At 40.5% G+C, this 21901-nt stretch carries 20 protein-coding genes; 8 read left to right on the top strand and 12 right to left on the bottom strand.

Going from position 1 to position 21901, the window contains the following annotated elements; all coding sequences use genetic code 11:
* Positions 1 to 81 precede the first annotated feature (81 nt).
* The 3 genes from LLW17_RS10210 to LLW17_RS10200 all read right to left on the bottom strand — a co-directional run bounded on the left by LLW17_RS10210 (position 82) and on the right by LLW17_RS10200 (position 2755).
* Entirely contained in the window at positions 82 to 831 is a 750-nt protein-coding gene (locus LLW17_RS10210; RefSeq protein WP_228230158.1) for a dioxygenase family protein, read from the bottom strand.
* A 95-nt stretch (positions 832 to 926) separates the two neighbouring features.
* A complete protein-coding gene (locus tag LLW17_RS10205; protein WP_228230157.1) occupies positions 927 to 1616 on the bottom strand; it encodes a LytR/AlgR family response regulator transcription factor in 690 nt (229 codons plus the stop codon).
* On the bottom strand, positions 1613 to 2755 hold the full coding sequence (locus tag LLW17_RS10200) for a sensor histidine kinase (protein ID WP_228230156.1): 1143 nt from the start codon (positions 2753 to 2755) through the stop codon (positions 1613 to 1615). Before LLW17_RS10200 ends, LLW17_RS10205 begins: the two co-directional genes overlap by 4 nt.
* Positions 2756 to 3068: 313 nt before the next feature.
* Between LLW17_RS10200 and LLW17_RS10195 the strand changes: the two genes are divergently transcribed.
* Positions 3069 to 4019, top strand: a complete 951-nt coding sequence (locus tag LLW17_RS10195) for a hypothetical protein (protein WP_228230155.1) — start codon at positions 3069 to 3071, stop codon at positions 4017 to 4019.
* 266 nt (positions 4020 to 4285) lie between these two features.
* Positions 4286 to 4459, top strand: coding sequence for an adenylosuccinate synthetase (locus tag LLW17_RS10190; protein WP_228230154.1), 174 nt, complete (start codon positions 4286 to 4288; stop codon positions 4457 to 4459).
* Between the two features lie 164 nt (positions 4460 to 4623).
* Here LLW17_RS10190 and LLW17_RS10185 read toward each other — a convergent pair whose 3' ends face one another.
* Positions 4624 to 5466 (bottom strand): AraC family transcriptional regulator, encoded by an 843-nt coding sequence (locus LLW17_RS10185; protein WP_228230153.1) that lies wholly within the window; start codon positions 5464 to 5466, stop codon positions 4624 to 4626.
* Between the two features lie 195 nt (positions 5467 to 5661).
* On the opposite strand from LLW17_RS10185, the gene hxlB reads away from it, so the two are divergent.
* Positions 5662 to 6243: a 6-phospho-3-hexuloisomerase gene (hxlB, locus tag LLW17_RS10180; RefSeq protein WP_228230152.1), complete on the top strand. Its 582-nt coding sequence runs from the start codon at positions 5662 to 5664 to the stop codon at positions 6241 to 6243.
* Between the two features lie 24 nt (positions 6244 to 6267).
* The gene (gene hxlA, locus LLW17_RS10175; RefSeq protein ID WP_228230151.1) at positions 6268 to 6897 is read left to right on the top strand and encodes a 3-hexulose-6-phosphate synthase; all 630 of its coding nucleotides are present in this window, start codon (positions 6268 to 6270) and stop codon (positions 6895 to 6897) included.
* A 191-nt stretch (positions 6898 to 7088) separates the two neighbouring features.
* Here the strand turns inward: hxlA and LLW17_RS10170 are convergent, their stop codons facing one another.
* A complete protein-coding gene (locus tag LLW17_RS10170) occupies positions 7089 to 7433 on the bottom strand; it encodes a DUF983 domain-containing protein (RefSeq protein ID WP_228230150.1) in 345 nt (114 codons plus the stop codon).
* Between the two features lie 93 nt (positions 7434 to 7526).
* Here LLW17_RS10170 and LLW17_RS10165 point away from each other — a divergent pair, with 93 nt between their 5' ends.
* The gene (locus LLW17_RS10165) at positions 7527 to 8396 is read left to right on the top strand and encodes a helix-turn-helix domain-containing protein (protein WP_228230149.1); all 870 of its coding nucleotides are present in this window, start codon (positions 7527 to 7529) and stop codon (positions 8394 to 8396) included.
* Between the two features lie 107 nt (positions 8397 to 8503).
* Here LLW17_RS10165 and LLW17_RS10160 read toward each other — a convergent pair whose 3' ends face one another.
* The 5 genes from LLW17_RS10160 to LLW17_RS10140 form a co-directional block, all read right to left on the bottom strand.
* A complete protein-coding gene (locus tag LLW17_RS10160; RefSeq protein WP_228230148.1) occupies positions 8504 to 9628 on the bottom strand; it encodes a PepSY-associated TM helix domain-containing protein in 1125 nt (374 codons plus the stop codon).
* Between the two features lie 158 nt (positions 9629 to 9786).
* Positions 9787 to 12207 (bottom strand): TonB-dependent receptor, encoded by a 2421-nt coding sequence (locus LLW17_RS10155; protein WP_228230147.1) that lies wholly within the window; start codon positions 12205 to 12207, stop codon positions 9787 to 9789.
* A gap of 201 nt (positions 12208 to 12408) precedes the next feature.
* Complete coding sequence (locus tag LLW17_RS10150; RefSeq protein ID WP_228230146.1) at positions 12409 to 13311, bottom strand: cation diffusion facilitator family transporter; 903 nt, start codon at positions 13309 to 13311, stop codon at positions 12409 to 12411.
* A gap of 114 nt (positions 13312 to 13425) precedes the next feature.
* On the bottom strand, positions 13426 to 13797 hold the full coding sequence (locus LLW17_RS10145) for a DUF2200 domain-containing protein (protein ID WP_228230145.1): 372 nt from the start codon (positions 13795 to 13797) through the stop codon (positions 13426 to 13428).
* A gap of 58 nt (positions 13798 to 13855) precedes the next feature.
* Positions 13856 to 15259: a sulfatase gene (locus tag LLW17_RS10140; RefSeq protein WP_228230144.1), complete on the bottom strand. Its 1404-nt coding sequence runs from the start codon at positions 15257 to 15259 to the stop codon at positions 13856 to 13858.
* A 253-nt stretch (positions 15260 to 15512) separates the two neighbouring features.
* Between LLW17_RS10140 and LLW17_RS10135 the strand changes: the two genes are divergently transcribed.
* From LLW17_RS10135 to LLW17_RS10125, 3 genes are all read left to right on the top strand, one after another.
* The gene (locus LLW17_RS10135) at positions 15513 to 16286 is read left to right on the top strand and encodes a M90 family metallopeptidase (RefSeq protein WP_228230143.1); all 774 of its coding nucleotides are present in this window, start codon (positions 15513 to 15515) and stop codon (positions 16284 to 16286) included.
* A 160-nt stretch (positions 16287 to 16446) separates the two neighbouring features.
* On the top strand, positions 16447 to 17571 hold the full coding sequence (locus LLW17_RS10130; RefSeq protein WP_228230142.1) for a formylglycine-generating enzyme family protein: 1125 nt from the start codon (positions 16447 to 16449) through the stop codon (positions 17569 to 17571).
* Positions 17572 to 17616: 45 nt separating this feature from the next.
* A complete protein-coding gene (locus LLW17_RS10125; RefSeq protein WP_228230141.1) occupies positions 17617 to 17796 on the top strand; it encodes a hypothetical protein in 180 nt (59 codons plus the stop codon).
* Between the two features lie 184 nt (positions 17797 to 17980).
* Here the strand turns inward: LLW17_RS10125 and LLW17_RS10120 are convergent, their stop codons facing one another.
* A complete protein-coding gene (locus tag LLW17_RS10120; RefSeq protein WP_228230140.1) occupies positions 17981 to 18229 on the bottom strand; it encodes a hypothetical protein in 249 nt (82 codons plus the stop codon).
* 122 nt (positions 18230 to 18351) lie between these two features.
* Positions 18352 to 21849, bottom strand: a complete 3498-nt coding sequence (locus LLW17_RS10115; RefSeq protein ID WP_228230139.1) for an alpha-L-rhamnosidase — start codon at positions 21847 to 21849, stop codon at positions 18352 to 18354.
* Positions 21850 to 21901: the final 52 nt, after the last annotated feature.

The raw sequence follows: 21901 nt of genomic DNA, 5'->3' as shown, positions 1-21901 counted from the left end.
GGGGATATTAACAGGATAGGGGACCTTTAATGTAAAATACCCCCAACAGCTTTCTTATTGATAAAATGTAAAGGTTCTGGTTTAGGCCCTCACATTGATAATGTGATCCAGAGTATAACCATCTTCGATAGAACCACTCACTGTCGAGAGTTCATTAGCTACACCATCGCCAAATACGTTGTCATTTGCATTATACGTATAGCCAGACATCCCTTTGGTATAACCATATTCTGATGTGGCATTTACTGCGTTGACGGCGCTGTCGCTGCCTTCGGGAAAAGCGATTTGAGTCACCAGCAATGAGCTGCCGGTAGCGCTGTATACGTGAACATGTGTGTGTGTTGCCCTGCCGTTATACCATCCCGGAAAGATAGACTTGAACTTGACCACACCATTGGCGTCACTTACCTGCCTGCCTCTTAAAAAATGATAGTTTTGGTAATTGGTACTTTGCATACCGGTGCCTCCATATTCCGAATAATTACCATCAGCATCACAATGCCAAATATCTACAATGGCATTTTCAAGTACCGCACAGGCTTCATTTACATTTCTGATCACGATATTGATGGCCAGGTCAATACCCGTACGATCACCTGTGATGTCAATACGTTCATAGGAAGCCGGGTTTTTGGTAGGAAATGGGCCTTCGGTTTCAGAATTGGTTACTGCACATTCAGAACTGGTAGAATCGGGGTTAGATACAGCCGTATCCCCGTCTTCTGTTACAGAGGTTTGCGCGTCAGAGTCAACAGTACAGGCAAATAATGTTGCTCCCGTTGCAGCCAGGCCCATAAGGCCTATGCCTTTTAAAAATTCTTTACGATCCATAATTCTCTTTTTTACAGAACTAAAAGTAGTAGTACCCTGTAAATCCAAAAAAAAAGATGCGGTAAAGACAGGAAATTTTGCGGTATATACGTTTTTTAAACGGAGAATTGGCTTAAAACCTGCTCTTTATAGGTGTTCCGGATTGGTAATTCTGCACCGGCTATTTCGATGCAGCTAGCTTTAACAGCCTCAACTTTTGAATTGTTTACGATGTACGATTTGTGAATGCGGGTAAAATTTGCTTCGGGCAATTTTTCTAGAATGCCTTTCATCGTCGACCTTGCAACAACAGTAGGTTTGCCCAATCGCTTTACTTTTACATAGTCGTCCATCGCTTCAATAAAAAGGATTTGCTCCAGAGGTATTGTATACAGTTTATAATCTGCCCTTAAACTTAAATGGGTATTGAAGCGTACGTTGTTGAGCTCAAGTTGAAGCTCTTGCTTCACACGTTCTACGGCTTCTTTAAAACGTTCAAAGCTTATGGGTTTTAATATATAATCACTGGCTCTTACCTCAAAACCTTCAACAGCAAATTCGCTGTGCGCAGTGGTAAATATGACTTTGGTTTCCTGCTTTAGGGATTTGTAGAGTTCAATTCCATTTTGGCGGGGCATTTGTATATCCAAAAAAAGCAGGTCAACTTCAAATTTATTGATGTAGCGCTGAGCTTCGTTTTGGCTCGTAAACTTTTTTTCAAGCTTTAAACCGTCTATACGTTCACAGAAGGACTCGAGGATTTCAAGAGCCAGGGGTTCATCATCTATGGCAACAGCTTTGATCATACCAGTTCAAGATAAAGTTTTACCTCATAAAAGCCATCAGCCTCTTTTAGAAATAATTCGTATTTGGAAGGGTAGAGGTGATCTAAGCGCTTTTGTGTATTTCTTTGACCTTCACTGGAGTCTGCCGAAAGGGTATTTTTAGTTATCACAATACGGTTGGTAACCCGGAGTTCAACGCCCTTTTCACGCACGTCCATGTTTATATTTATTTCAGAATTCTCGTCGGGATTTATGCCGTATTTAAATGCGTTTTCAATGTAAGTGATCAGAATAAGGGGGGCAATCTCAAGGTTTTTGGGCTCCCCTTTTACTTTAAACGAAAGCTTTACGTTTGCCGCAAGTCGCAGTTTTTGTAAGGCCACATAATCGTGTAAATAATCCAGTTCCTTTTTTAAGGCTACCCTGGTGTGGTTGCTTTCAGTCACCACATAGCGCATCATCCCCGATAATTTTAAAATCGCTTCCGGTGCTTCGTCAGATTTGCGAAGGGCCAGTGCATAGAGACTGTTAAGCGTATTGAACAAAAAATGCGGATTGATCTGCGCTTTGAGGTAAGAAACTTCAGCTATCAATTTTTCCTTTTGTATTTGTTTTAAGTGCGTATTAAGGCGCATCAATAATGAAAGTCCTGTAACAAGGGCAAATTGTAAAATGTAGCTTTCCTTAAATTTAAACAAGGCCTGTTGCGAAATAAACGCATTTGCCGGTCTCTGCTGAGGTCCTTCCTGAAAGGGAGGAAAGGAAGGTGGGGGAGTATTTTCAGGCGGTTTTATCGCTGAGTTAAAATCAGGTCCGGCAGACAGGTCGAATAATAGGTTAGGTAAAAGCGATATTACCGCATAACAACCAATAAGGAGCACCAAATAGATACCGTATTTTTTAGAAATGTAAAATCTGGGGATAAGAATGTAATAGTTGCTGTAAAAAAATACGAGCAGTAAAAAATAACCGGTAAAATGATATTGAAAGGGTTTTATCTTCAGCAGTTGAAGTCCCGACTCCAAATCTGGCGAAGTGATAAACGGAATGCTTAAGAGCAGAATTCCTATAATTAACTGAATAAAGACCGTACGGAATTTCAATCGCTTCACTTTAAAAGATAGTCCAAAACTACTAAGAATTAAAGTCCTAAGCGGCATCCCAAAGGTGATTTATCTCTTAATCCCGTGCTCTGTGAGATTGGGCAGGTATTTTTTGATGATGAGTAATGAAGCCCCATTCTTTTAGTTTTCTTTAAGTTAGGATAAAATAAACTTGAGCTAACTAATGCTCAAAACACGAAGACCTCTTCCTCATTATAGATCAAATCCCGAGATTATTTACACTAGAGAGCAAGTGAAATAAGTAAAATGAAGAATTTTTTACGCGCTAAACAATTGATGACAGATTGCTAAAAGCGTTCATTTTTCTACTCTATTTTCCTGTACATTTGCGCGATTTTATTTTTCAACTGTGGAGCTAATCATAGGTTATCTGGGTTTTATTCTTTCTGCTTATTCTGTTATAGCCAATGATGTTATACAGACTCTGGGCACTTTTATAGCTTCCAATCATAAAGTGAAATGGTGGTTGCTTTGTCTTTTTGCCACAAGCATATTGGCGGTAACCCTATGTTACGGCTGGTATATAAATGAAGGAGATGTTTCCTACGGAAGGTTAGCCAATATTCCCTTACCGGAATCGATGAAATGGTGGTATCTGCTTGCCCCAATAGCGCTATTGGTTATAACCCGTTTTGGAATCCCGGTGAGCACCACCTTTATGATTTTAAGTATTTTTTCGACAGGCGTTATTATTGAAAAAATGATTTTAAAATCGGTTTATGGCTATGCTATTGCTTTTGTTTTTGCGGTGGTTATTTATATTGTCATTTCCCGAACATTTGAATCCAAAGGTTCACTTGATAAGCTGGAAAAACATAAAAGGAAAAACTACTGGCTAATCGCACAGTGGTTTAGCACCGGATTTTTATGGTCACAATGGCTTATACAGGATTTTGCCAATATCTATGTTTTTCTGCCCAGAAAGCTAAGCCCGGAGCATCTGTTACTATCTCTGGGATGTATTGTTTTAATAATGGCCTATATTTTTAGAAAAAGAGGGGGTAAAATACAGGAAATAGTCAATCAGAAATCAAATACAAAAAACATAAGATCGGCTACAATAATCGATATCATTTATGGAGTATTCCTGTTTGTTTTCGGGAATTTAAACTCGATACCCATGAGCACGACCTGGGTTTTTGTAGGGATTTTGGCAGGGCGAGAATTGGCTATAACCTACATTTTAAATAAAAGGAATATCAAATACACCTACATCATTATAGCAAAAGATTTTGGTAGAGTAAATGTGGGACTTGCGGTTAGTTTAATGATAGCCTTTTTGATTCAGTATCTTAAATAATGCACTAGAATTTTTTTCTAAAGCTTCGTTTCGTATTAGGAAATTCATATTCCCTAAGGCCTTTTAAACCAAACAATTTTTGAAGCGAAATCAGATAGGTTTGGGTTTAAGTCTGTAAAAATCGTTTATAGGCAAAGCGAAACTGATGTGTAGAAGCCCTGGTTGTAAGCCGGTATTTTTAGCTTATAAAATACACATCCGATACTGCCCCTAAATTTGTGCTTTCGTTAATAGGGGTTTATACTTATAAATTTTAATTTAACGAGATGATTAGTAACTTTCTTTTCGCAATCCTGCAATTACCTCCGGGCACTCAAAACCCCGATGATAATCTTCCCGTAAACCTGAAAGATCCCTTTGACCTGATCGTCTTTGTGATCCTGCCTGTTGTTCTCCTTGTTTTGTATGTTCTTTGGAGAATGAAACGAAGGAAACCCTAGCGTAGCTCATTTGTGAGTTATAGAACTGGATTTAGCCAAAGAAAGGCTTATTTATCCACCTTTATAGCGATTTCTACACCATCCCTTGGATAGATACAAGATCTTAGTAAAATCGGTTTTAAAAAGGCTGAATTTTAGAGTTTTTTCAGTTCAGGTATTTAATATCAGGAATACAGGGTATTGTGATTTATGCGTACATGTTTTTTTACCTTTTCCTGAAATTCTAGAGGCGTCTGCTCTTCGTGACTTTTAAAAAAACGGCTGAAGTAGGAGGGATCTTTAAACTGAAGCTGGTATGCGATTTCTTTTAGTGTTGTTTCACTGTGAATGATCATACGCTTGGCCTCGAGAATGATACGGTCATGTATGAGTTGTACCGCCGTTTTGCCTAATTTTTCTTTTAAAATTTGATTGAGGCGTTTTGAACTGATATCAAGTTTTTGAGCATAAAAGGCCGCTTTACGCTGCTCATAAAAATTTACCTCAATAAGCATCATAAACTCATAAATGCGTTTTTCATTGAGGTCCTGCATAGTAAAATGCTGCTCTTTTAATTGGATTAATTTCAATAAAAAAACTTTCAGGAGGGCTTTAATCATAATAAGGTTGCCATCTCCTTCTTTATAAGCTTCGTGCATTAACTCATAAACAGCATTCAGGCCCTTTTGACTCTCGGGGGTGATCTGAAGACACGAAAATTCACCCTGAATATTGAAAATTCTAAAAACATCCAGTAAAAACTCCTTAAGATCGTCTTCGAGCAATTCCTGCTTAAAAGAAATAAGCACCCCATTCTTACCGGCCTTGTTGAGTTGATGTACGCGGTAGGGTGGTATTAAGTAGATCCAATCACCGCGTAAGCGCTGAAAATCGTGTTTCGGCGTATGAAGGGCCTCTTCATTTCTTAACCATACAATCTCGAAAAATTCTTTTCTAGCCGGGTCTTCCAGGTAAGCAGGAGGACAGTTTGCCAGATCACGCATAAAAATAGGGGTATCGCTTAACATACAGATCAGTTTACGAGCAGCTTACGAAGCTCAAGAGCTCGCAAAGAGAATGTAATTTCCATATAGTACCACAAATCACTTCCAAATTAACAAAAGATTAGGCTTTACTGGCAAATTGTACCAGACATCTAGCACATACTAACACTGCTACACAATGCTTGCCAGTACCTTTGTAAAATAACAAAGCAAACAAATATGGAGGACAGTAAAACCGAAATAACAAATTCTACCCGGGAGGCCTTAAGCGCAATTTTAAAGGAACATATAGCCCTTCAGGAACGGGTTGATGCACAGGAATTACAGGCTTTGATTAAACCTATAAAAAACGCTAATTCAATTTTTTTAATCGGAATGGGACGCAGTGGTCTTATGATGCAGGCAGCTGCTATGCGGTTGATGCATTTGGGTTTTGAGGCTTATGTCGTGGGAGAGACGACCACTCCGGCAATTAAAAAAGGAGATCTGCTTATAGCCGGTTCAGGTTCGGGAACAACGGCCACGGTCATAAGAGCTGCAACCAAAGCTTTTGATCTGGGTGCCGAAGTAGCCTGTTTTACCACAGATAGCAATTCAGAATTAGCAGAGTTAAGCACCTATAGGGTTATTATACCTGCAGCAGAAAAGCAGGAACACAACAATAGCATTTCAGAACAATACGCAGGCAGTCTTTTTGAACAGGGGTTTCTGCTGGTTTTTGATGCTTTAATACAAAGTCTTTGGAAACTGGACGGCAGTAGTGCCGAGACCTTATACAAGCGTCATTCCAACTTAGAATAAACTAAAAATTAAAAACAGAAAATTATGATTAAGTTACAAGTAGCAATTGATTTATTAAAAACTGAAGATGCACTTGCTTTGGCAAAAAAAGTTGCACCTTATGTTGACATTATAGAATTGGGTACCCCACTTATAAAGAGCGAAGGTGTTGCCGTAATCCGTGCGATGAAAGACGCTTTTCCTGATAAAGAAGTTTTTGCCGATTTTAAAACGGCAGATACCGGAGAGCTCGAAGCAGGACTGGCTTTTGATGCAGGTGCTGATTACGTTACCATTTTAGGATCTGTAGACGATGCTACCATCGAAGGCGCTGTAAAAGCGGCTAAAGAACATGGCAGAGGAGTAGTTATAGATACCATCGGGGTGAAAGACCGCGTAAAACGTGCTAAAGAAGTTACCAAACTTGGGGTTTCATTTGTGGAGTTACACGCCGGTCTTGATGAACAGGCTCTGGAAGGTTATTCCATTCAGGTGCTTATTGATGAAGCTAAAAAAGCAGGAGTGCCGGTTTCAATAGCCGGAGGGGTAAATAAAGATAACATTGATGCGGTTAAAAACTCAGGAGCTGTTGTGGCTGTTGCAGGTGGAGCCATCTACAGTGCTGAAGATCCCGCTGCTGCCGCAAAAGAATTACACGATCTTATAAATGCCTAGGAAGTAAACCCGTTGCATTTTACAATTCGAAAGCCTGTAAATTTTAAAATTTACAGGCTTTTTTGTTTGAAACTTTTTAGGAGAGACAAGCACTCCTGTTCATCAGCTAAAAGACTTATTAGTTCATTGCAAATCACAGCATCTGGCGTTCCATAGACTAACCGAGCAGCCCTGTAAAAATGCAATTGGCGTTAATTGAACAGGTAAATCCAGATTGTTCTTGAAAGCCTGAAATTAAAGGTGCTGGTGATGAATGCGATGACCGTAAAGATTACAAATACGATTAAAGGTGAAAGATCCATCAACAGCCAGAAAAGAATCAGGCTGGCAATCATTTCAGCTACGGCAAGCGCGTAGCTAACGAACATAGCCCCAAAGAAAAATCCCGTTTCTTTTTCAAATTTAAGATTACAGGTTTTACAGCGTTCATTCATTTTAGGCATACGCAGTAAGAATATATTCCCTTTGGTTTCAAACACATCGCCCTTTTTACAATTAGGACATTTACCTTTTAGAATACCAACAACTTTACTCATGTTTTCTAGAATTTGCTGGCACAAAGTTAAAGTTACTTTGCAGGGTGAACCATAACTTATTGAGACCAGTTTTTGTACTTTTAGGACATCGCTATGAAAACACCGGTGTTAAATATAGAGGAATTTAAAACCTCAGACCTGCTGGATAAATTCTATGTAAACAGGTTTTCAGCTCATCTGAGGGCAAACAAAAACCTCATAAGTCATCCGCACAGTCATAACTTTTATCTGTGTGTGTTATTTACGGAAGGTTCCGGAACTCACGAAATAGACTTTAACAGCTATACCATTTCTCCGGGAAAAGTCTTTTTTTTAAAACCGGGTCAAACCCATTCCTGGAAGTTTGATCACAATCCTGAAGGATTTATTTTTTTTCATTCGAGGGAATTTTATGAGATGCATTATGTGATGCACCGGCTGCAAATTTTTCCTTTTTACTATTCCTATCAAAATGCGCCCGTACTCGACATCGCTCCCGAATTGGAATCGTTTTCAAACCTGTTTCAAAATCTTTATGAAGAGTATGGCAATGCAGAACCTTTAAGGGAATTGAAACTCCTTAACAACATTAATGAAATATACATCAGACTTACCCGAAACTATACTTCAACAATTGATCTTGCCAATTATTCAAATCCCACCTATTTAAAAATTCTCGGACAGTTGGAGCATCATATCGATACGTATTTTGAACAGGAAAAGTTGCCTAAATTTTATGCAAACCTGCTCAGTATTACTACCAAACACCTCAATCGGGTGGTAAACGAGACCTTAAATAAAACGACCAATCAGCTCATTTCAGAACGGGTAATTCTGGAAGCCAAACGTTTAATTGTACATTCCGCAGACTCGCTGGCCGGCATTGCCGAAAATCTGGGCTTTGCTGATTATGCCTATTTTTCCAGATATTTTAAATCAAAAACCGGAAGTACCCCATTAGACTTTAGAAAAAAATACCTCTAAAATTGATAGGCTTTGCACTTCTTGAATGAAAGTAGTAAGGCAAGTATTTTTAGTTAAATATTTGAAAATTAATAGAATAATCTACTTTATTGAAGATCTTAACCAGTTTAGTTACGCTTCTTTTTATACTTGCGGCCGTACCACAATAATACCCCGGTAACCGGAAGACTGGCCGTGATGAAACTGGCCAGAAATGCGATGATCTTTCCGGCGATACCACCTATGGCACCCACGTGAATGTCATAATTCATACGAAGCAGTTTTTCGGCAAATTCGGCATCTTCATACTTACCGTATACACCGGGTGTTTCCAGTTCTTCCAATGTGTTTTGGTCAAAAAACCGGTAATCGTTATTGTAATATACACCCTTGCTGTTTGTGATTTCAACGTAGATGCTTTCGTCCGGCGTATTGGGATAATGCAATTCGTAAGCTGTAGCTTCAGGCGACTCCAGTTTGAGTTTTACCATCAGGGTGTCAATAGGAGCAAAGGTGTTTTCAGAAACCCGGTTGGGCTCCTGATTTTCCGGAATGATAAAAGCTGCCACCTTATCGCCGCCGGCCGTTTTATATACCACATATTTAAGCCAGTTGTAGGATACTACGCATCCGGTAAAGGCGAGTACCAATGCAAAGGTGCAAATGTAAAAGCCCACAACGGTGTGCAGGTCAAAATTTTTGCGTTTCCAGCGGGTGGTTTTCTTCCAGTCAAACTTTAAGCGCTGCCTGAGGTTTTTACGTTTTTTGGGTAACCAAAGAATAAAACCCGATATGATGATGAGTATAAAGAGTAAAATGGAAGTACTTACCACGTGTTCCCCAATTCCTTTTGGAAACCAAAGCCGCATATGTCCTTTAAGGATGAAAGCAAAAAAACCGCTTAGGTGATCGTTAATTTTAATGACTTCGCCCGAATAGGGATTGAGAAAAATACTCTGATAAAATTCAGGTTCTCCATCGTAAAAAATGACCTCAATTGCCTCGTCGGCTTTACCGTACACAACACCGTGAATGGTATTTTCCGGAAAAATAGCCGAAGCTTCGGTCTTAACCATTGTAGGAGTAATCATTGCCCGGTCTTGTGGTGCTATGGTCTTGTAATCGTCGTATAGACTTTCTACCTCATCCCGAAAAACCCAGCAACAGCCTGTTACCGCTACAATAAAAACGACAATACCCGTGACGAGGCCGAGTATTTTATGAAGCTGAAAAATAATTTTTTTAAAAGTCATGTATAGAAATTTTAAAACGAGACTGTCTAATAAGTCTTAGTAGCTTGAGTTGTCAGGTTGAGCCTGTCGAAACCGATCATGATAATCAGTAAGTTGAAACTATTTCGACAAGCTCAATATGACATTACCTTGGTTTTTAGACAGACTCGTCTGAGAATTTAGAAAGTATACGAAACATTGGCCAGAAGCGCTCTGGGTTGTTGTGGATTAATAGTCGTCCATCCTTTATAGTACTCTTCATTAAAAGCATTGTTCAGTTTTAATGCGATGCGGTATTTATTGGCCTGGTAAAAGACTGATGCATTGGCAACGGTGTAGGCAGGTAGCACAAATTCGGTAGAAGGACCGTAGATAATGGTAGGCCGTTCACTGGCTCCGTTAAACCCAAATCCCAGACCAAAACCGTCGAGTTTACCTTGCTGAAATTCATAATTAGCCCAAAAATTATAAAGTGTCTCAGGACCGGCTTCCAGAGGTCTTAGGTTTACAAGATTTTCAGTATCAGATTTTATGATCTTACTGTCGTTAAAGCTGTATCCACCTCTGATATTTAAACCTTTAACAGGGTTGGCATTAATTTCTACTTCAAAGCCTTTGCTGTTAACTTCACCCCCCTGAATTCGGTTAAAAGGGGATTCAGGATCGGTTATTACCCGGTCTTTTACCGTGATATCATAATAGCTCAGCGTGGCATTCAGGCGATTGTTAAAGAGATTGGTTTTTACACCAAATTCAATCTGGTTCGCCTGCTCAGGATCAAAGACTTTTAACGTTTGCTGTCCTTCTGCGGGATCACCTACCAGCTGCGGAGCCACATTGGTAAAACCATTTTGGTAATTAGCAAAAACAGAAAGCTGGTCTTTTATAGGCTGATACACGATTCCTGCCTTGGGCGAAAAGGTAGTTTGATTGTAATCATCGTCAGCAACGTTTAGGTTACCTTCATTATCAAAATGATCGAGGCGTAAACCTACCATTGCAGATAACCGGTCTGTAAAATTAATTACATCAGAAGCATAAAGACTATATATGTGGTAGGTAGATTTTATGTTGTTTACCCCGGCATTTGCCAGCGCAGCATCAACAGCTGCTGTAGAAAGTGGATAGGCCGTAGTTTCGACTTCAGGGGTAAAGGGGTTGTCACCACTGGTCTCGCCATTGGCTTTTACGTTCCCAAAAAATGCGTAACCGGTGCTGTTGTCGGTTTGGGTTTCATTAAAGTAGTCTATACCCAAAAGTACCCTATTGCGAATGCTGCCCAGTTTGAAATCCCCATTAAAATTCTGTTGAACATCGGTGGTTTGGGTATTTGCATTCTGCTTATTGATCTGTCTGGAAAACGTTGTTCCTTCTAAGCGACCATAATCAAAAAGGTACGAGTAATACCCATTAGTTGATGTATTACTTTTTGACAATAAGGTCTGCGACTGCCAGGCATCAGACAATTTGTAGTCCATTTCAAGACGGTAGTTCTGAGTAGGATTTTTGAGCGATAAATCATTACTGGTAAAGGAGAGCTTGTTGTTGTAGCCCAACTCTTCCAGATTTGCGGCTCTGGAGGGAGCGCTTCGGTTTAAGAATAAAAAGGTAGGATTGGTTTGTTCAGCCTGCGTGATTTCACCATAAAATGAAAACGACAAACGGTTATTTACCCGGTATGAAAGGGAAGGAGCCACAAAGAAAGATTTTCTAAAGCCGGCATCCTGAAAGCTTTGAGAAGTGGTATAAGCAGTATTCAGTCTAAAATAGATTTGATCCTTTTCGCTTAAAGCGGTGTTGAAATCTCCCACTAACTGATTGAATCCGTATGAGCCGGAGGTGAAGGATAGTTCCCCGCCGGTGCCTGCGTAAGGTTTTTTGGTCACCACATTGATGAGGCCGCCATACGAGCTTACCGCGTTGCCAAACAGCGTTGCAGAAGGGCCTTTAAGAACCTCGATGCGTTCGATATTTGCAGGATTAATGGTTCCGTTAGTAAGACCGGGAAGACCATTAACGAGTTGTGGCTGCACCGAAAACCCGCGTAGCGAATAGTAACCTGCGCCATCACCACCTCTTCCGGTAGAAGTCCATAATTGTTCGACGCCCGTTGCATTTTTAAGTGCATCGTCAAAATTAGTCACTACCTGAGATTGCAGTAACTCGTTGGTTATAGTGCTGTAAACCTGTGTGTTTTCAAGGTCTTTGAGTGGTAGTTTGGCAACATAAGCGGTTTCTCTTCGGGAAAACTTATTGCGGCGCTCACCGTCAATCACCACTTCATTGAGGATTTCGTTTCCTTCATATAAAACGATGCTGCCCAGATTACCCGATTGTGCATCAGTAAGCCTGATATTGAGTTCTTTGGTACGATACCCCAGATAAGACAGTACCAGTGTGTAATCTGCAGCTTTAAGGTTTGGGATGCTAAAAGTCCCATCAGTTTGGGTTTGAGTTCCGGTTGTGGTGTTTTTAAGAAATACATTCACACCAGATAGTTCTTTACCTGTGTTATCGGTAACAGCGCCCTGTAAGGTGATATTTTGAGAATAGCACCAACTGCTTAGAAAGAGCATTAAGGTTGGAAAGAAAAATTTCATTAGTTTTTATTTAGACTTGTTATAGATAATAAATTTTGGCAAATTTATCATCTACGTTTATTCAATCCAAATTATTTAGATGAATTCTAAATAGAAATTAATAAGACGGTTTAGTTTGAGGAAAGACAAGAGGTTGCAGCTTATTTGTTGTCAGGTATTTAAGCTCAACTACAAAGGCGAAAAAAATTTAAAATAATCTGACTACCGAAGGTTTTTAGTGTGCTGTTTCTCACATGCGGGTTCTATGTGAATAGTGATATGAGAAATTTCGGGGAGTTCTTCCTGTAATTTATCCTGAAGTTTATGAGCCAAAACGTGCCCGCTGTCTACGCTGATTGTACCGTCAACAATAGCGTGCAGCTCCACCAGATACTTCATACCCGCTTTGCGAACAAAACACTTTTCGGTTCCTTTAATGCCTTTGACGGTAAGTGCGACCTCACGTATGTTTTCAACCACGTCGTCATAGCGGTGTTCGTCCATAATTTCACCTAAAGCAGGCCTGAAAATCAGATAGGCATTGTACAGGATAAAAGCCGAAGCGAATAAAGCAGCCCAGTCATCTGCCGTTTCAAATCCCTTACCAAATACCAGTGCGATCGAAATACCAATAAATGCAGTAACCGAAGTAACCGCGTCGCTGCGATGATGCCAGGCATCTGCGCGAAGCGACGAACTGTTGGTCTCTTTACTCTTGCGGATTACATAGCGATAGGAAGCTTCTTTCCAAATGATGATAATCGCCAGAACAATAAGCGTCCAGGCTTCCGGCACTTTATGAGGTGTTCTGATGTTTTCAATACTCTCGTAGGCAATTACGGTTGCCGAAGTAACCAGAAACGCCACCACCAGAAAAGTGATCAGGGGTTCAATGCGGGAGTGACCGTAAGGATGATTTTCGTCAGGTGGGCGCTGGGCATATTTAAACCCAATCAGCACAAAAAAAGAAGAAAAGATATCTGCTGTAGATTCAATTCCGTCTGCAATAAGCGCATAGGAGTTGCCAAAAATACCCGAAAGAAATTTTATCGCAGCAAGAAATGCGTTACCTATAATGCTGAAATAGATAGCTTTAATAGCCGATTTTTCCGGAGTATTTGCCATAAATCCTGAAGATAAAACTGCCTGGCAAACCTATTTTATTTATTTCAGGAAGGCTCAGGAAATTTGTTAATCTATCTAAAAATACGCTCTGATTTCTAAAACGGAGATTTGAGGTCAGAGTCTAAGGCTTCCGCATAATTTTTCAAGGGCTTTGCCTTTGGCCAGTTCATCAACGAGTTTATCCAGATAACGCACCTTTTGGCTTAATGGGTTTTCAATAGATTCTACGCGGTAGCCGCAAATGACACCGGTAATTAAATGAGCATTTGGGTTCAAACTCGCCTGATCAAAAAACATTCGGAAATTAGACTTTTGGTTGATGTGATGGCTTATTGCCGCCTCATCATATCCCGTCAGCCAGCTAATCACAGCATGCAGATCTTCACGGGTTCTTCCCTTTTTTTCTACTTTGGTCAAATAGTGCGGGTATACCGATGCAAAAGACATATTGGCTATGCGCTCATCGGTTTTTGTGGGCTGATTCATCGTTTTACTTTAAACTCTAAAGAACAATTATTCGGTATAAAGGTCTTGAGCTAAATAATTAGTAATCAGGATTTAGATCTTTCATTCGCTTTTTGATCATACCGGTCATTTTTTCAACGGTTTCGGGCTTATCAGCAGCTCTATTTTTAGATTCTTCTTCAGGTGAATTCATAGCGTACAATTCTTTAAAACCATCTTTGTGAATGATAAGGCGATACTCCTCTGTGCGCAGGCTTAAGTTTCCGTTGAAATAGGCAATCGCAGGATGACCTTTCTTCTTCGGTTTACTTAAGATGGAATAAAAAGAATGACCCTGAGCAAATTGTGGAATGCTCAGATTAGTGAGTTGGCAAAGGGTAGGGAAGAGGTCAATACTTTCGACAAGGGCTTCCGTTTTGATCCCGGCTGCTAGAACACCCGGATATTTTACAATTAGTGGGGAATGTAAGGCCTCCTCAAAAAGCGTATGTTTTCCCCAAACACCATGTTCGCCTAAATGCCAGCCGTGATCTCCCCAAAGCACAACTATGGTGTTCTGGTCAAGACCAGATTCTTTGAGCGCTTCCAGAATTTTGCCAACCTGGGCATCTGCATAACTTACACATGCGGCGTAATGTTTACGTACTTCGGTTGCAAAGCTTGGGTCTGTCACAGGATCTTTTCCCCAAAGATTGTATTGCCTAAATTCGCTGAACTCGTGCCAGGTTGTTCTGCCTTCCGGTTTCTGTGGATTTTTCACATGAGGCAGGTTGGCATCTGCGTTTAAATCGTAGTATTTTTTTGGAGCACCAAAAGGCAAATGGGGTTTCAAAAGTCCTACCGCCATAAAAAAGGGTTCCTTTTGATTTTTAAGGTTTTTCAGTTGAGTAACCGCTTCTGAAGCGATAAGACCATCGGGATAAATACTATCATTTCCTGTGGCAGACTGGTAAACGTCCATTTCTGAAGCCTTTTCACGTATTTCACCATGTGCAAGTCCGTGCATAATTCCTCGGGGATGCTGCCATTCTCCCGTAGGAATCAATTGCCGGCTCCATGCTCCGGGCATCTCTACCTGAGCTGGATCGTTCCAGTCCGGTCCTCCCAAACCGCCGGGATGATGGGAGACCTTACCTATTGCAATAGTAGTGTAACCCTGGCTTTTAAAAAAGCCGGGCATACTGGAGACCTCAGGATTTTCATCCTTTAGTTGAGCAGCACGTTTAAACAAAGCGTCGTTTGTTGAAGGTCCGTACTTACCTGTGAGGAGCGTATACCTTGACGGACCGCAACTGGGAGCGTTTACATAATGCCGGGTGAACATCACACCGCCTTTGGCCAGATTATCTATATGGGGACTGTGTATATAATCTTTACCAAAACCATTGAGCTCAGGCCTTAAATCGTCTATGCATAACAGCAGTATATTCGGTTTTTGAGTGGAATTGTTCTGGGCAATCAAGGGATTCAAGCCAACTAACAAAAGACAAAAGTTTATCAGAATCTGATTTATAAACCGAATAGATTTCATTTGCGGCGATATTAAACTTAGGTACTGAATTCTTAAAATTACAGTCAAAAACCCGATTTTGAAGAATTTATTTTCTCAATGTGTGGGTTAATTCAGTCAATAAAAGCTTTATGATCATTTATTTAGTTTTTTGAAAACCGAATAGCTAGTAATAAAATCCCGATTTAGTTAGATAAATCACTAAACTTGTCTTTTTTCCTTACGTATGAGTATTGCCTTACCTATCGCTCTTGTTTTAATTGTTTTCGTGATTTACGCTTTTACCCGCACACGATCCCGAAAAAAAGAAGCTATTCCTGCAAATTGGCATCAACTTCTACTTGAACATGTACATTTTTATAAACAACTGTCTGAGACCGAACAAAAGCGTTTTCAACAACGCGTGATGACTTTTTTGAGTGAAACCTATATTGAAGGTGTTGATTTTGAGCCGGATGGGCTGGATACCGTTTTGGTTGCTGCCAGTGCCGTTATACCGGTATTTGCATTTAGTGAATGGCATTATACCAATCTAAGCACCGTGTTGATTTATCCCGATCATTTTAATGAAGATTTGGATTTTGACGCCGATCACAAAGAGCGTTTTATAGCCGGTATGATTGGGACAGGTCGCTTTGAACATCAGATGATTTTATCCCGAAAAGCCCTGCACGAGGGTTTTGACCGCAAACGCGATATGCAAAATACGGGAATTCACGAGTTTGTACATCTTATCGATAAGGTTGATGGGGTTACAGATGGAATTCCCGAGCGTTTAATAGAACATAGCTATGTTGTGCCCTGGTTAAAACGCATTCACAAAGAGATGGAAGAAATTAACGCCGATCAGTCTGATATACGAAGTTATGGAGGCACTAATGAAGCTGAATTTTTTGCAGTGGCGTCTGAGTATTTTTTTGAGCAACCTAACCGAATGCGGGTTCAGCATCCTGAGCTGTATAAAATGCTCACGGCGTGTTTTCATTTAAAACAGAAGTAAATTAAGGGCTTTTATCTTGTTGAACATAGTGCGTACAGCAAAAAAACCTTTTTGACTAGATTTGTCATTTGTACATTTCGGCTGTAAATTCTTGCATTGTTTTTATCCTGGGTGTGCAATACATCCTATTTTTTAAATACCTAAAACCTAAACGCATACTATGCTTTTCAATAAAAACAGACTTGTTCAAAGCGTTTTAATCTGTGTTATTCTGGTATGTTTTTCGTGCAAGAATGAGCGTAAAGATGCTAACACCTCAGAAGAAATTTCAGAAACTCCACAGAAAGTGGGGCATGAGCTAGTTGTGGAGCAGCCCGATTCGATACCCACTCCCGAAGGCATGGTTTGGATTTCGGGGATTCGGTTTACGCAGGGAGCCGGTACTGGAGACGAGCTTGCTTTGCCTCGTGAGAAACCGGCACATCCGGTTGCTGTAGATGGTTTTTTTATAGATAAGACCGAAGTAACCAATGCTCAATTCAGGCAATTTACTGCCGAAACCGGTTACGTAACCGTAGCAGAACGTCTTATAGATTGGGAAGAAATGAAAAAGGATTTACCGCCGGGAACACCAAAGCCCGCAGATAGCATTTTGCAACCCGGATCACTCATTTTTAACCGCAAAGCGGAAGATATTACCGATTTAAGAAATTATGCGCAATGGTGGGAATGGAAAACGGGAGCGAACTGGCGACATCCTCAGGGACCGCAGTCTACTATTGAAGGAAAAGACAATTATCCTGTGGTGCACATTGCTTATGAAGATGCTCTGGCCTATTGTGAGTGGGCCAATCGCAAACTGCCTACCGAAGCTCAATGGGAGGCTGCAGCCCACGGAAAAATGCACGGCGGGGTCTATACCTGGGGCGACGATGAGTCTCAACTGACTCAAAAAGCCAATACCTGGCAGGGAAATTTCCCCAATACCAATCTCGCAGAAGATGGCTTCTCGTATGTGGCTCCTGTAGCTTCGTTTGAACCCAACTCACTGGGAATTTACGATATGGCCGGAAATGTATGGGAACTTACTCAGGACTGGTTTTCTGTAAATTATTACGAGAGTCTGGCCGGTAATGAAACGCTCAATCCACAAGGTCCCGCCCAATCTTATAACCCTGAAAATCCATACCAACAAGAAAAGGTTATAAAAGGAGGCTCATTCTTATGTGACAAATCGTATTGCGCCAGTTACCGCATTTCTGCCCGAATGGGACAAACTCTGGATTCCTCTTCAGATCATACCGGCTTTAGAACCATAGCAACACCTGACCAACTTTCAAAATGAATTTTGATACGAATTGAAAATATGAAACTGCCTAAATCCTGAACTATGATTAGAAATCTGATACTTATATTAATTATAGTGGCGATGCTTCTCACTGTTTTTAATTTTGATTTGGCCGGTTTTGATTTGAAATCTAATCAAACCCTGATATTTCTGAGTGCCGTGGTAATTGCCGTTATTGCTTTTGTTTTAGTGGTATGCAATACCCTAAAAACCTCCAATTAGGCTAGAGAAGTTTAATAAACACACTAGAAACCTGCGATTCCAACAGGCTTAAGAAGATTTAAAATAAGTCTTAAGCAATTGGGATCTACAAAACCAGTTATCCCGTAAATACTTCCCATACAGAAAAGTGTACGCAGGATTTCCGGTACAGATATGAAGTAGTAAAATAAATTTGAATGCCGCCTTAACTCAGCGCTTTTGCTATGTCAACCTGGATTATCTGTTTTCGTAACACATAAACCAGTTGCATGTTTGTTGCGCAGCCTTGGCTTTTGCGCATCGCTTTAAGCTTTTTCTCAATACTTCCCATCGAGTGGGCACTAAATCCAAAATAGCCAAGAATAGCAGGTAAATCTGAAACTTTGGCTCCGTGAGCTAAAGCACTAATAAGGTATAGCTCGTAATCTGCGAGTGCTTTTAATTTTTCTGACATTATTATTTGTATAGGGATACAACAAATATAGGTTAAGCAGTAGTCAATCAGACATTAACATAAAGGATTTTTCAATCATTTCAATTAAAAGGGGATAATCTGCTTTTTAAAATAGCCTTTCTCTAGTTGTCAGTAACCAAAACTTCATAGCTTCCGCTGCCTAGCTCGTAGACTTCGTTTCCTGAAGTATTTCCGATATAGGTCACTCCGGTTTTATCAGAAAAATGAACACTATCTTTATTCCCTTTGATCTTGAAGGTCGCAGAGGTATTTGCAGGGATAGTGAACGCGTATTTGGTTCCCTTATCACTATGGGCCCAATCACTTTCAATCTTTCCGTACATAGAATTATAAAAGCCTTTGGCATAAGTCATCTGCCCTGTAGGATCTGGCTTAGGTTGTAGTATAAAATGCTGGAAGCCCGGATGCTCTTCATCCCGTTGTATTCCCAGTGAGTGGGTGTACATCCACGCACCAACAGCACCAAATGAATAGTGATTAAATGAATTCATGCGATTATTACCGCCAAAACCATCCTCTTTGGTGTACGAATTTAAACGTTCCCAAATGGTAGTAGCGCCTTGTTCTACAGGGTAGAGCCAGGATGGATAACTGGTCTGCTGTAAAAGCGTATAAGCCATATCGGTATGACCTGCGTCAGACAATGCATCGTTAACCCAGGCAGTACCTATAAAGCCTGTCATTAATGAAAACGGGGGAGCTGTTTTTCCCTCATCAGTAAGGCTTTCATTTTGAATACTTTTGACAAAGTTTGCGATAAAGTCTGATTTATAGGACTCCTTAACGGTATTGAATGAAAGGGGAAGTACATACGAGGTCTGTGTATTGATAACTGTACCTTCTTTTCCGGTAAAAGAGGAGTGTATGGTTTCTTTTGAACCGGGATCAATATAAACAGCATTAAACAGGTTAAAGCGCTCGTTATATAACTGATTAAAACCTTGCTGATCTTCTTCCTTGTCCAAAACTGCTGCTATTTTTTGCATAAGACTTAGGTCATAAAGAAAGTACGCTTCCCAAAGTAAGGATTTATCATTTTTGCTTTGTTCCGGCGCCAACCAATCACCCAGATCAGACCATGCCCTGTTTTGCACAATAAGATTGGACTGGGGATCGATGTAGTTTTTCTGTACAAAACGGATGTAATTTTTCATTGCGTCGTAGTGCTCTTCAAGCAGGCGCAAATCGTGATATTGCAGGTAGCTTTCCCAGGCTACCGTTATACCTGCACTTCCCCATAAAAGCCCACCAAATCCGTAACCTGTAGGGGCAACATCAGGAAATCTCCCGTTTTGATCCTGAACATCCCGCATCGCAAACATATGCTTGCGTAAAAATTGAGGCATATTTGAAAGATAAGATGCAGTTTTAGCAAAAACCGAAATATCACCGCTCCAGCCTAAACGTTCATTACGCTGCGGACAGTCTGTAGGTAAGGAAAGGAAATTGCCATACGTCGACCAGGTGATGTTTTCCCACAGCTTGTTAACCTTAGGGTTAGACGTTTCATAATAAGAGTCCAGAGCGTCTATAGAACTCAATACCGTAGCTTTTACTTTTTCTAAAGGTAAAGGCTTGTCCAGACCTGTTATTTCGAGATAACGAAAGCCATGAAAGGTAAACCTTGGGGCAATTAAATCATTCTGGCCTTTTGTGATATAAATATCCTGAGCCATAGCCGCCCTGATGTTTTCTAACATCAACATCCCTATCATTCCTTTATATTCGGGAAGATCAGGATATTTTACTTCGGCATATCTCAACATAATGGTCTTGCCGGGATTCATCTCGGGTAGGTTAATGTGAGGTACACCTACCATATTTTGGCTCATATCATAAATAAAAACACCGGGTCTTATTTCTTCCACACCTATAGCCTGAAGCTCTGTGAGTTTTTTAACGGGGTCTTCCAATTGACTCAGGAGGGCATAATCTTCATTTTCCCATACCGGACCGGATTGAGATGACAGTTTTTGTTCTTTAGCTTTCTTCCAGTCTTTAGGGTTAAAGTCAGGTGTACTCCAACCTTCAATAGCCTGTTGTTCGAGGGCATTGTACACCTCTCCCTGAAAAAAACTTCCATAACGTAATGGACCCTGGTCATAATACTGCCAGGTATCCGGTTTGGTCACAATAGTTTCTGTAGAACCATCTTCATAGGTTATGACCAGTTTTGCCAAAAAGGATTGACGGTCTCCAAAGAAATTCCAGTTTTCCCCACTAAAGGTGGCTGCGCCGCTCCACCAGCCTTCTCCAAGAATTGCACCGAGGGCATTTTCACCAGAGCTTATAAGGGAGGTAACATCGAAGGTTTGGTAAAAATGTGTTTTGTTATATTGGGACGAACCCGGGTTAAAATAGGCCTCATTTACCCGTTTTCCATTGAGATAAACGTCATAAACACCTCTAGCCGTCGCGTATAATCTTGCTTTTTTGACTGTGCTTTTTTTAGTGGGAAATGTGGTGCGCAGCATAGGCATAGCAGAACCTTTTGGCTTTGCCACATTAAAAAAACCTTCCTTGCCTGCTTTTATAGAAAATGTTCCGTTTTTTAACTTTAACCCCGGTGTTTCAGAAAAGGTATCCCGAAAATTCAATTCGTTTACACTTTCAGAAAAAATAGGGTTTGACGGGCTGCGAAAATGAGAGATTGTTAAATCGGAAAATGATGCGTCTGTTTTCTTAGGGACCTTAAAACCGATACTTCCTACAACCGGAAATGCGATAAAATCACCTCCTGCGCCTAATGGGTTGATGGTGAAATCTGCGATCTTATTCTCTGAAGATTCAGATTTTATGAAAATTTGCGTAATGCCCAGATTTGAGCTTAAAAAAAGCGCATGTGCGTCCAGAAAGTTAGATTTATTGATAAGTTTTTGGGGTATTTCAAATACTTTAAAAGGTATTTCAGGATTGTCATCGGGATGATAGCCCGCTCTGAAAACACGCAGCACGGCATTTTTACCCTTGGAAATTGGGGTAATATCAAGCTCGATGGCGATGTAAGATTCCCCTGGGTCACTTTTTATCTGGTACAGGTTTTTATACGGGTTCATCAATCGTGGATCATCTGCACCATAGACAAACGCCGCTCTACTCTTGGTTTTGATCTTGTAGCTAAGTTTAAAAACCGGCAGGTAGTCGGGGTAGAAGACCATGGTATCACCGGCGCCTATCCATTTAGCACCTTCCCAGGATGCAATGGATGAGCTCAGAAGAGCGGTTTCAAACCAGGACTTTGAAGTGTAGCTTGCATCAGTAGTATCCCAGACTTCTACTTGCCAGTCATAATGCTTTTCGGGCTGAAGCGGCTTTCCCGCATATACGATGTTTAAAGAAACTTCAGAATTCACTTTTCCGGAATCCCAAATGGCTACTCCGTCTTCATCCCAAACCTGTATTCTGTAAGCGGTCTGTTTCTGGCCACGTGAGTGGTTTGGATCATACATTTTCCAGCTGAAACGGGGTTTTTGAATATCTATGCCTAATGCTTCAGATTGGTATTCAACCATCAAATCTGTAATTTCAACAGAAGATCCGGCAGAAGCCGCCAGCAGTGTAAATAAATTAAAGAAAAATAGAGGAAGGAGTGTTTTCATTTTTAGAGGGTATTCTGGTTTTAACTTTAAAAAAAATCCAAATGAGAGGAAA

This window comes from Leeuwenhoekiella parthenopeia (genome assembly GCF_020782115.1).
Classification (GTDB): Bacteria; Bacteroidota; Bacteroidia; order Flavobacteriales; family Flavobacteriaceae; genus Leeuwenhoekiella; species Leeuwenhoekiella parthenopeia.
Note: the sequence above shows the minus strand (reverse complement) of the source record. Positions and strands in the feature narration are given on the sequence as shown.

What these genes read in the sequence shown, in the direction of transcription:
- LLW17_RS10210 (WP_228230158.1), bottom strand. Translation starts at nt 831, where the DNA reads ATGGATCGTAAAGAATTTTTAAAAGGCATAGGCCTTATGGGCCTGGCT.
- LLW17_RS10205 (WP_228230157.1), bottom strand. Translation starts at nt 1,616, where the DNA reads ATGATCAAAGCTGTTGCCATAGATGATGAACCCCTGGCTCTTGAAATC.
- LLW17_RS10200 (WP_228230156.1), bottom strand. Translation starts at nt 2,755, where the DNA reads ATGCCGCTTAGGACTTTAATTCTTAGTAGTTTTGGACTATCTTTTAAA.
- LLW17_RS10190 (WP_228230154.1), top strand. Translation starts at nt 4,286, where the DNA reads ATGATTAGTAACTTTCTTTTCGCAATCCTGCAATTACCTCCGGGCACT.
- LLW17_RS10185 (WP_228230153.1), bottom strand. Translation starts at nt 5,466, where the DNA reads ATGTTAAGCGATACCCCTATTTTTATGCGTGATCTGGCAAACTGTCCT.
- hxlB (WP_228230152.1), top strand. Translation starts at nt 5,662, where the DNA reads ATGGAGGACAGTAAAACCGAAATAACAAATTCTACCCGGGAGGCCTTA.
- hxlA (WP_228230151.1), top strand. Translation starts at nt 6,268, where the DNA reads ATGATTAAGTTACAAGTAGCAATTGATTTATTAAAAACTGAAGATGCA.
- LLW17_RS10170 (WP_228230150.1), bottom strand. Translation starts at nt 7,433, where the DNA reads ATGAGTAAAGTTGTTGGTATTCTAAAAGGTAAATGTCCTAATTGTAAA.
- LLW17_RS10165 (WP_228230149.1), top strand. Translation starts at nt 7,527, where the DNA reads ATGAAAACACCGGTGTTAAATATAGAGGAATTTAAAACCTCAGACCTG.
- LLW17_RS10160 (WP_228230148.1), bottom strand. Translation starts at nt 9,628, where the DNA reads ATGACTTTTAAAAAAATTATTTTTCAGCTTCATAAAATACTCGGCCTC.
- LLW17_RS10155 (WP_228230147.1), bottom strand. Translation starts at nt 12,207, where the DNA reads ATGAAATTTTTCTTTCCAACCTTAATGCTCTTTCTAAGCAGTTGGTGC.
- LLW17_RS10150 (WP_228230146.1), bottom strand. Translation starts at nt 13,311, where the DNA reads ATGGCAAATACTCCGGAAAAATCGGCTATTAAAGCTATCTATTTCAGC.
- LLW17_RS10145 (WP_228230145.1), bottom strand. Translation starts at nt 13,797, where the DNA reads ATGAATCAGCCCACAAAAACCGATGAGCGCATAGCCAATATGTCTTTT.
- LLW17_RS10135 (WP_228230143.1), top strand. Translation starts at nt 15,513, where the DNA reads ATGAGTATTGCCTTACCTATCGCTCTTGTTTTAATTGTTTTCGTGATT.
- LLW17_RS10130 (WP_228230142.1), top strand. Translation starts at nt 16,447, where the DNA reads ATGCTTTTCAATAAAAACAGACTTGTTCAAAGCGTTTTAATCTGTGTT.
- LLW17_RS10125 (WP_228230141.1), top strand. Translation starts at nt 17,617, where the DNA reads ATGATTAGAAATCTGATACTTATATTAATTATAGTGGCGATGCTTCTC.
- LLW17_RS10120 (WP_228230140.1), bottom strand. Translation starts at nt 18,229, where the DNA reads ATGTCAGAAAAATTAAAAGCACTCGCAGATTACGAGCTATACCTTATT.
- LLW17_RS10115 (WP_228230139.1), bottom strand. Translation starts at nt 21,849, where the DNA reads ATGAAAACACTCCTTCCTCTATTTTTCTTTAATTTATTTACACTGCTG.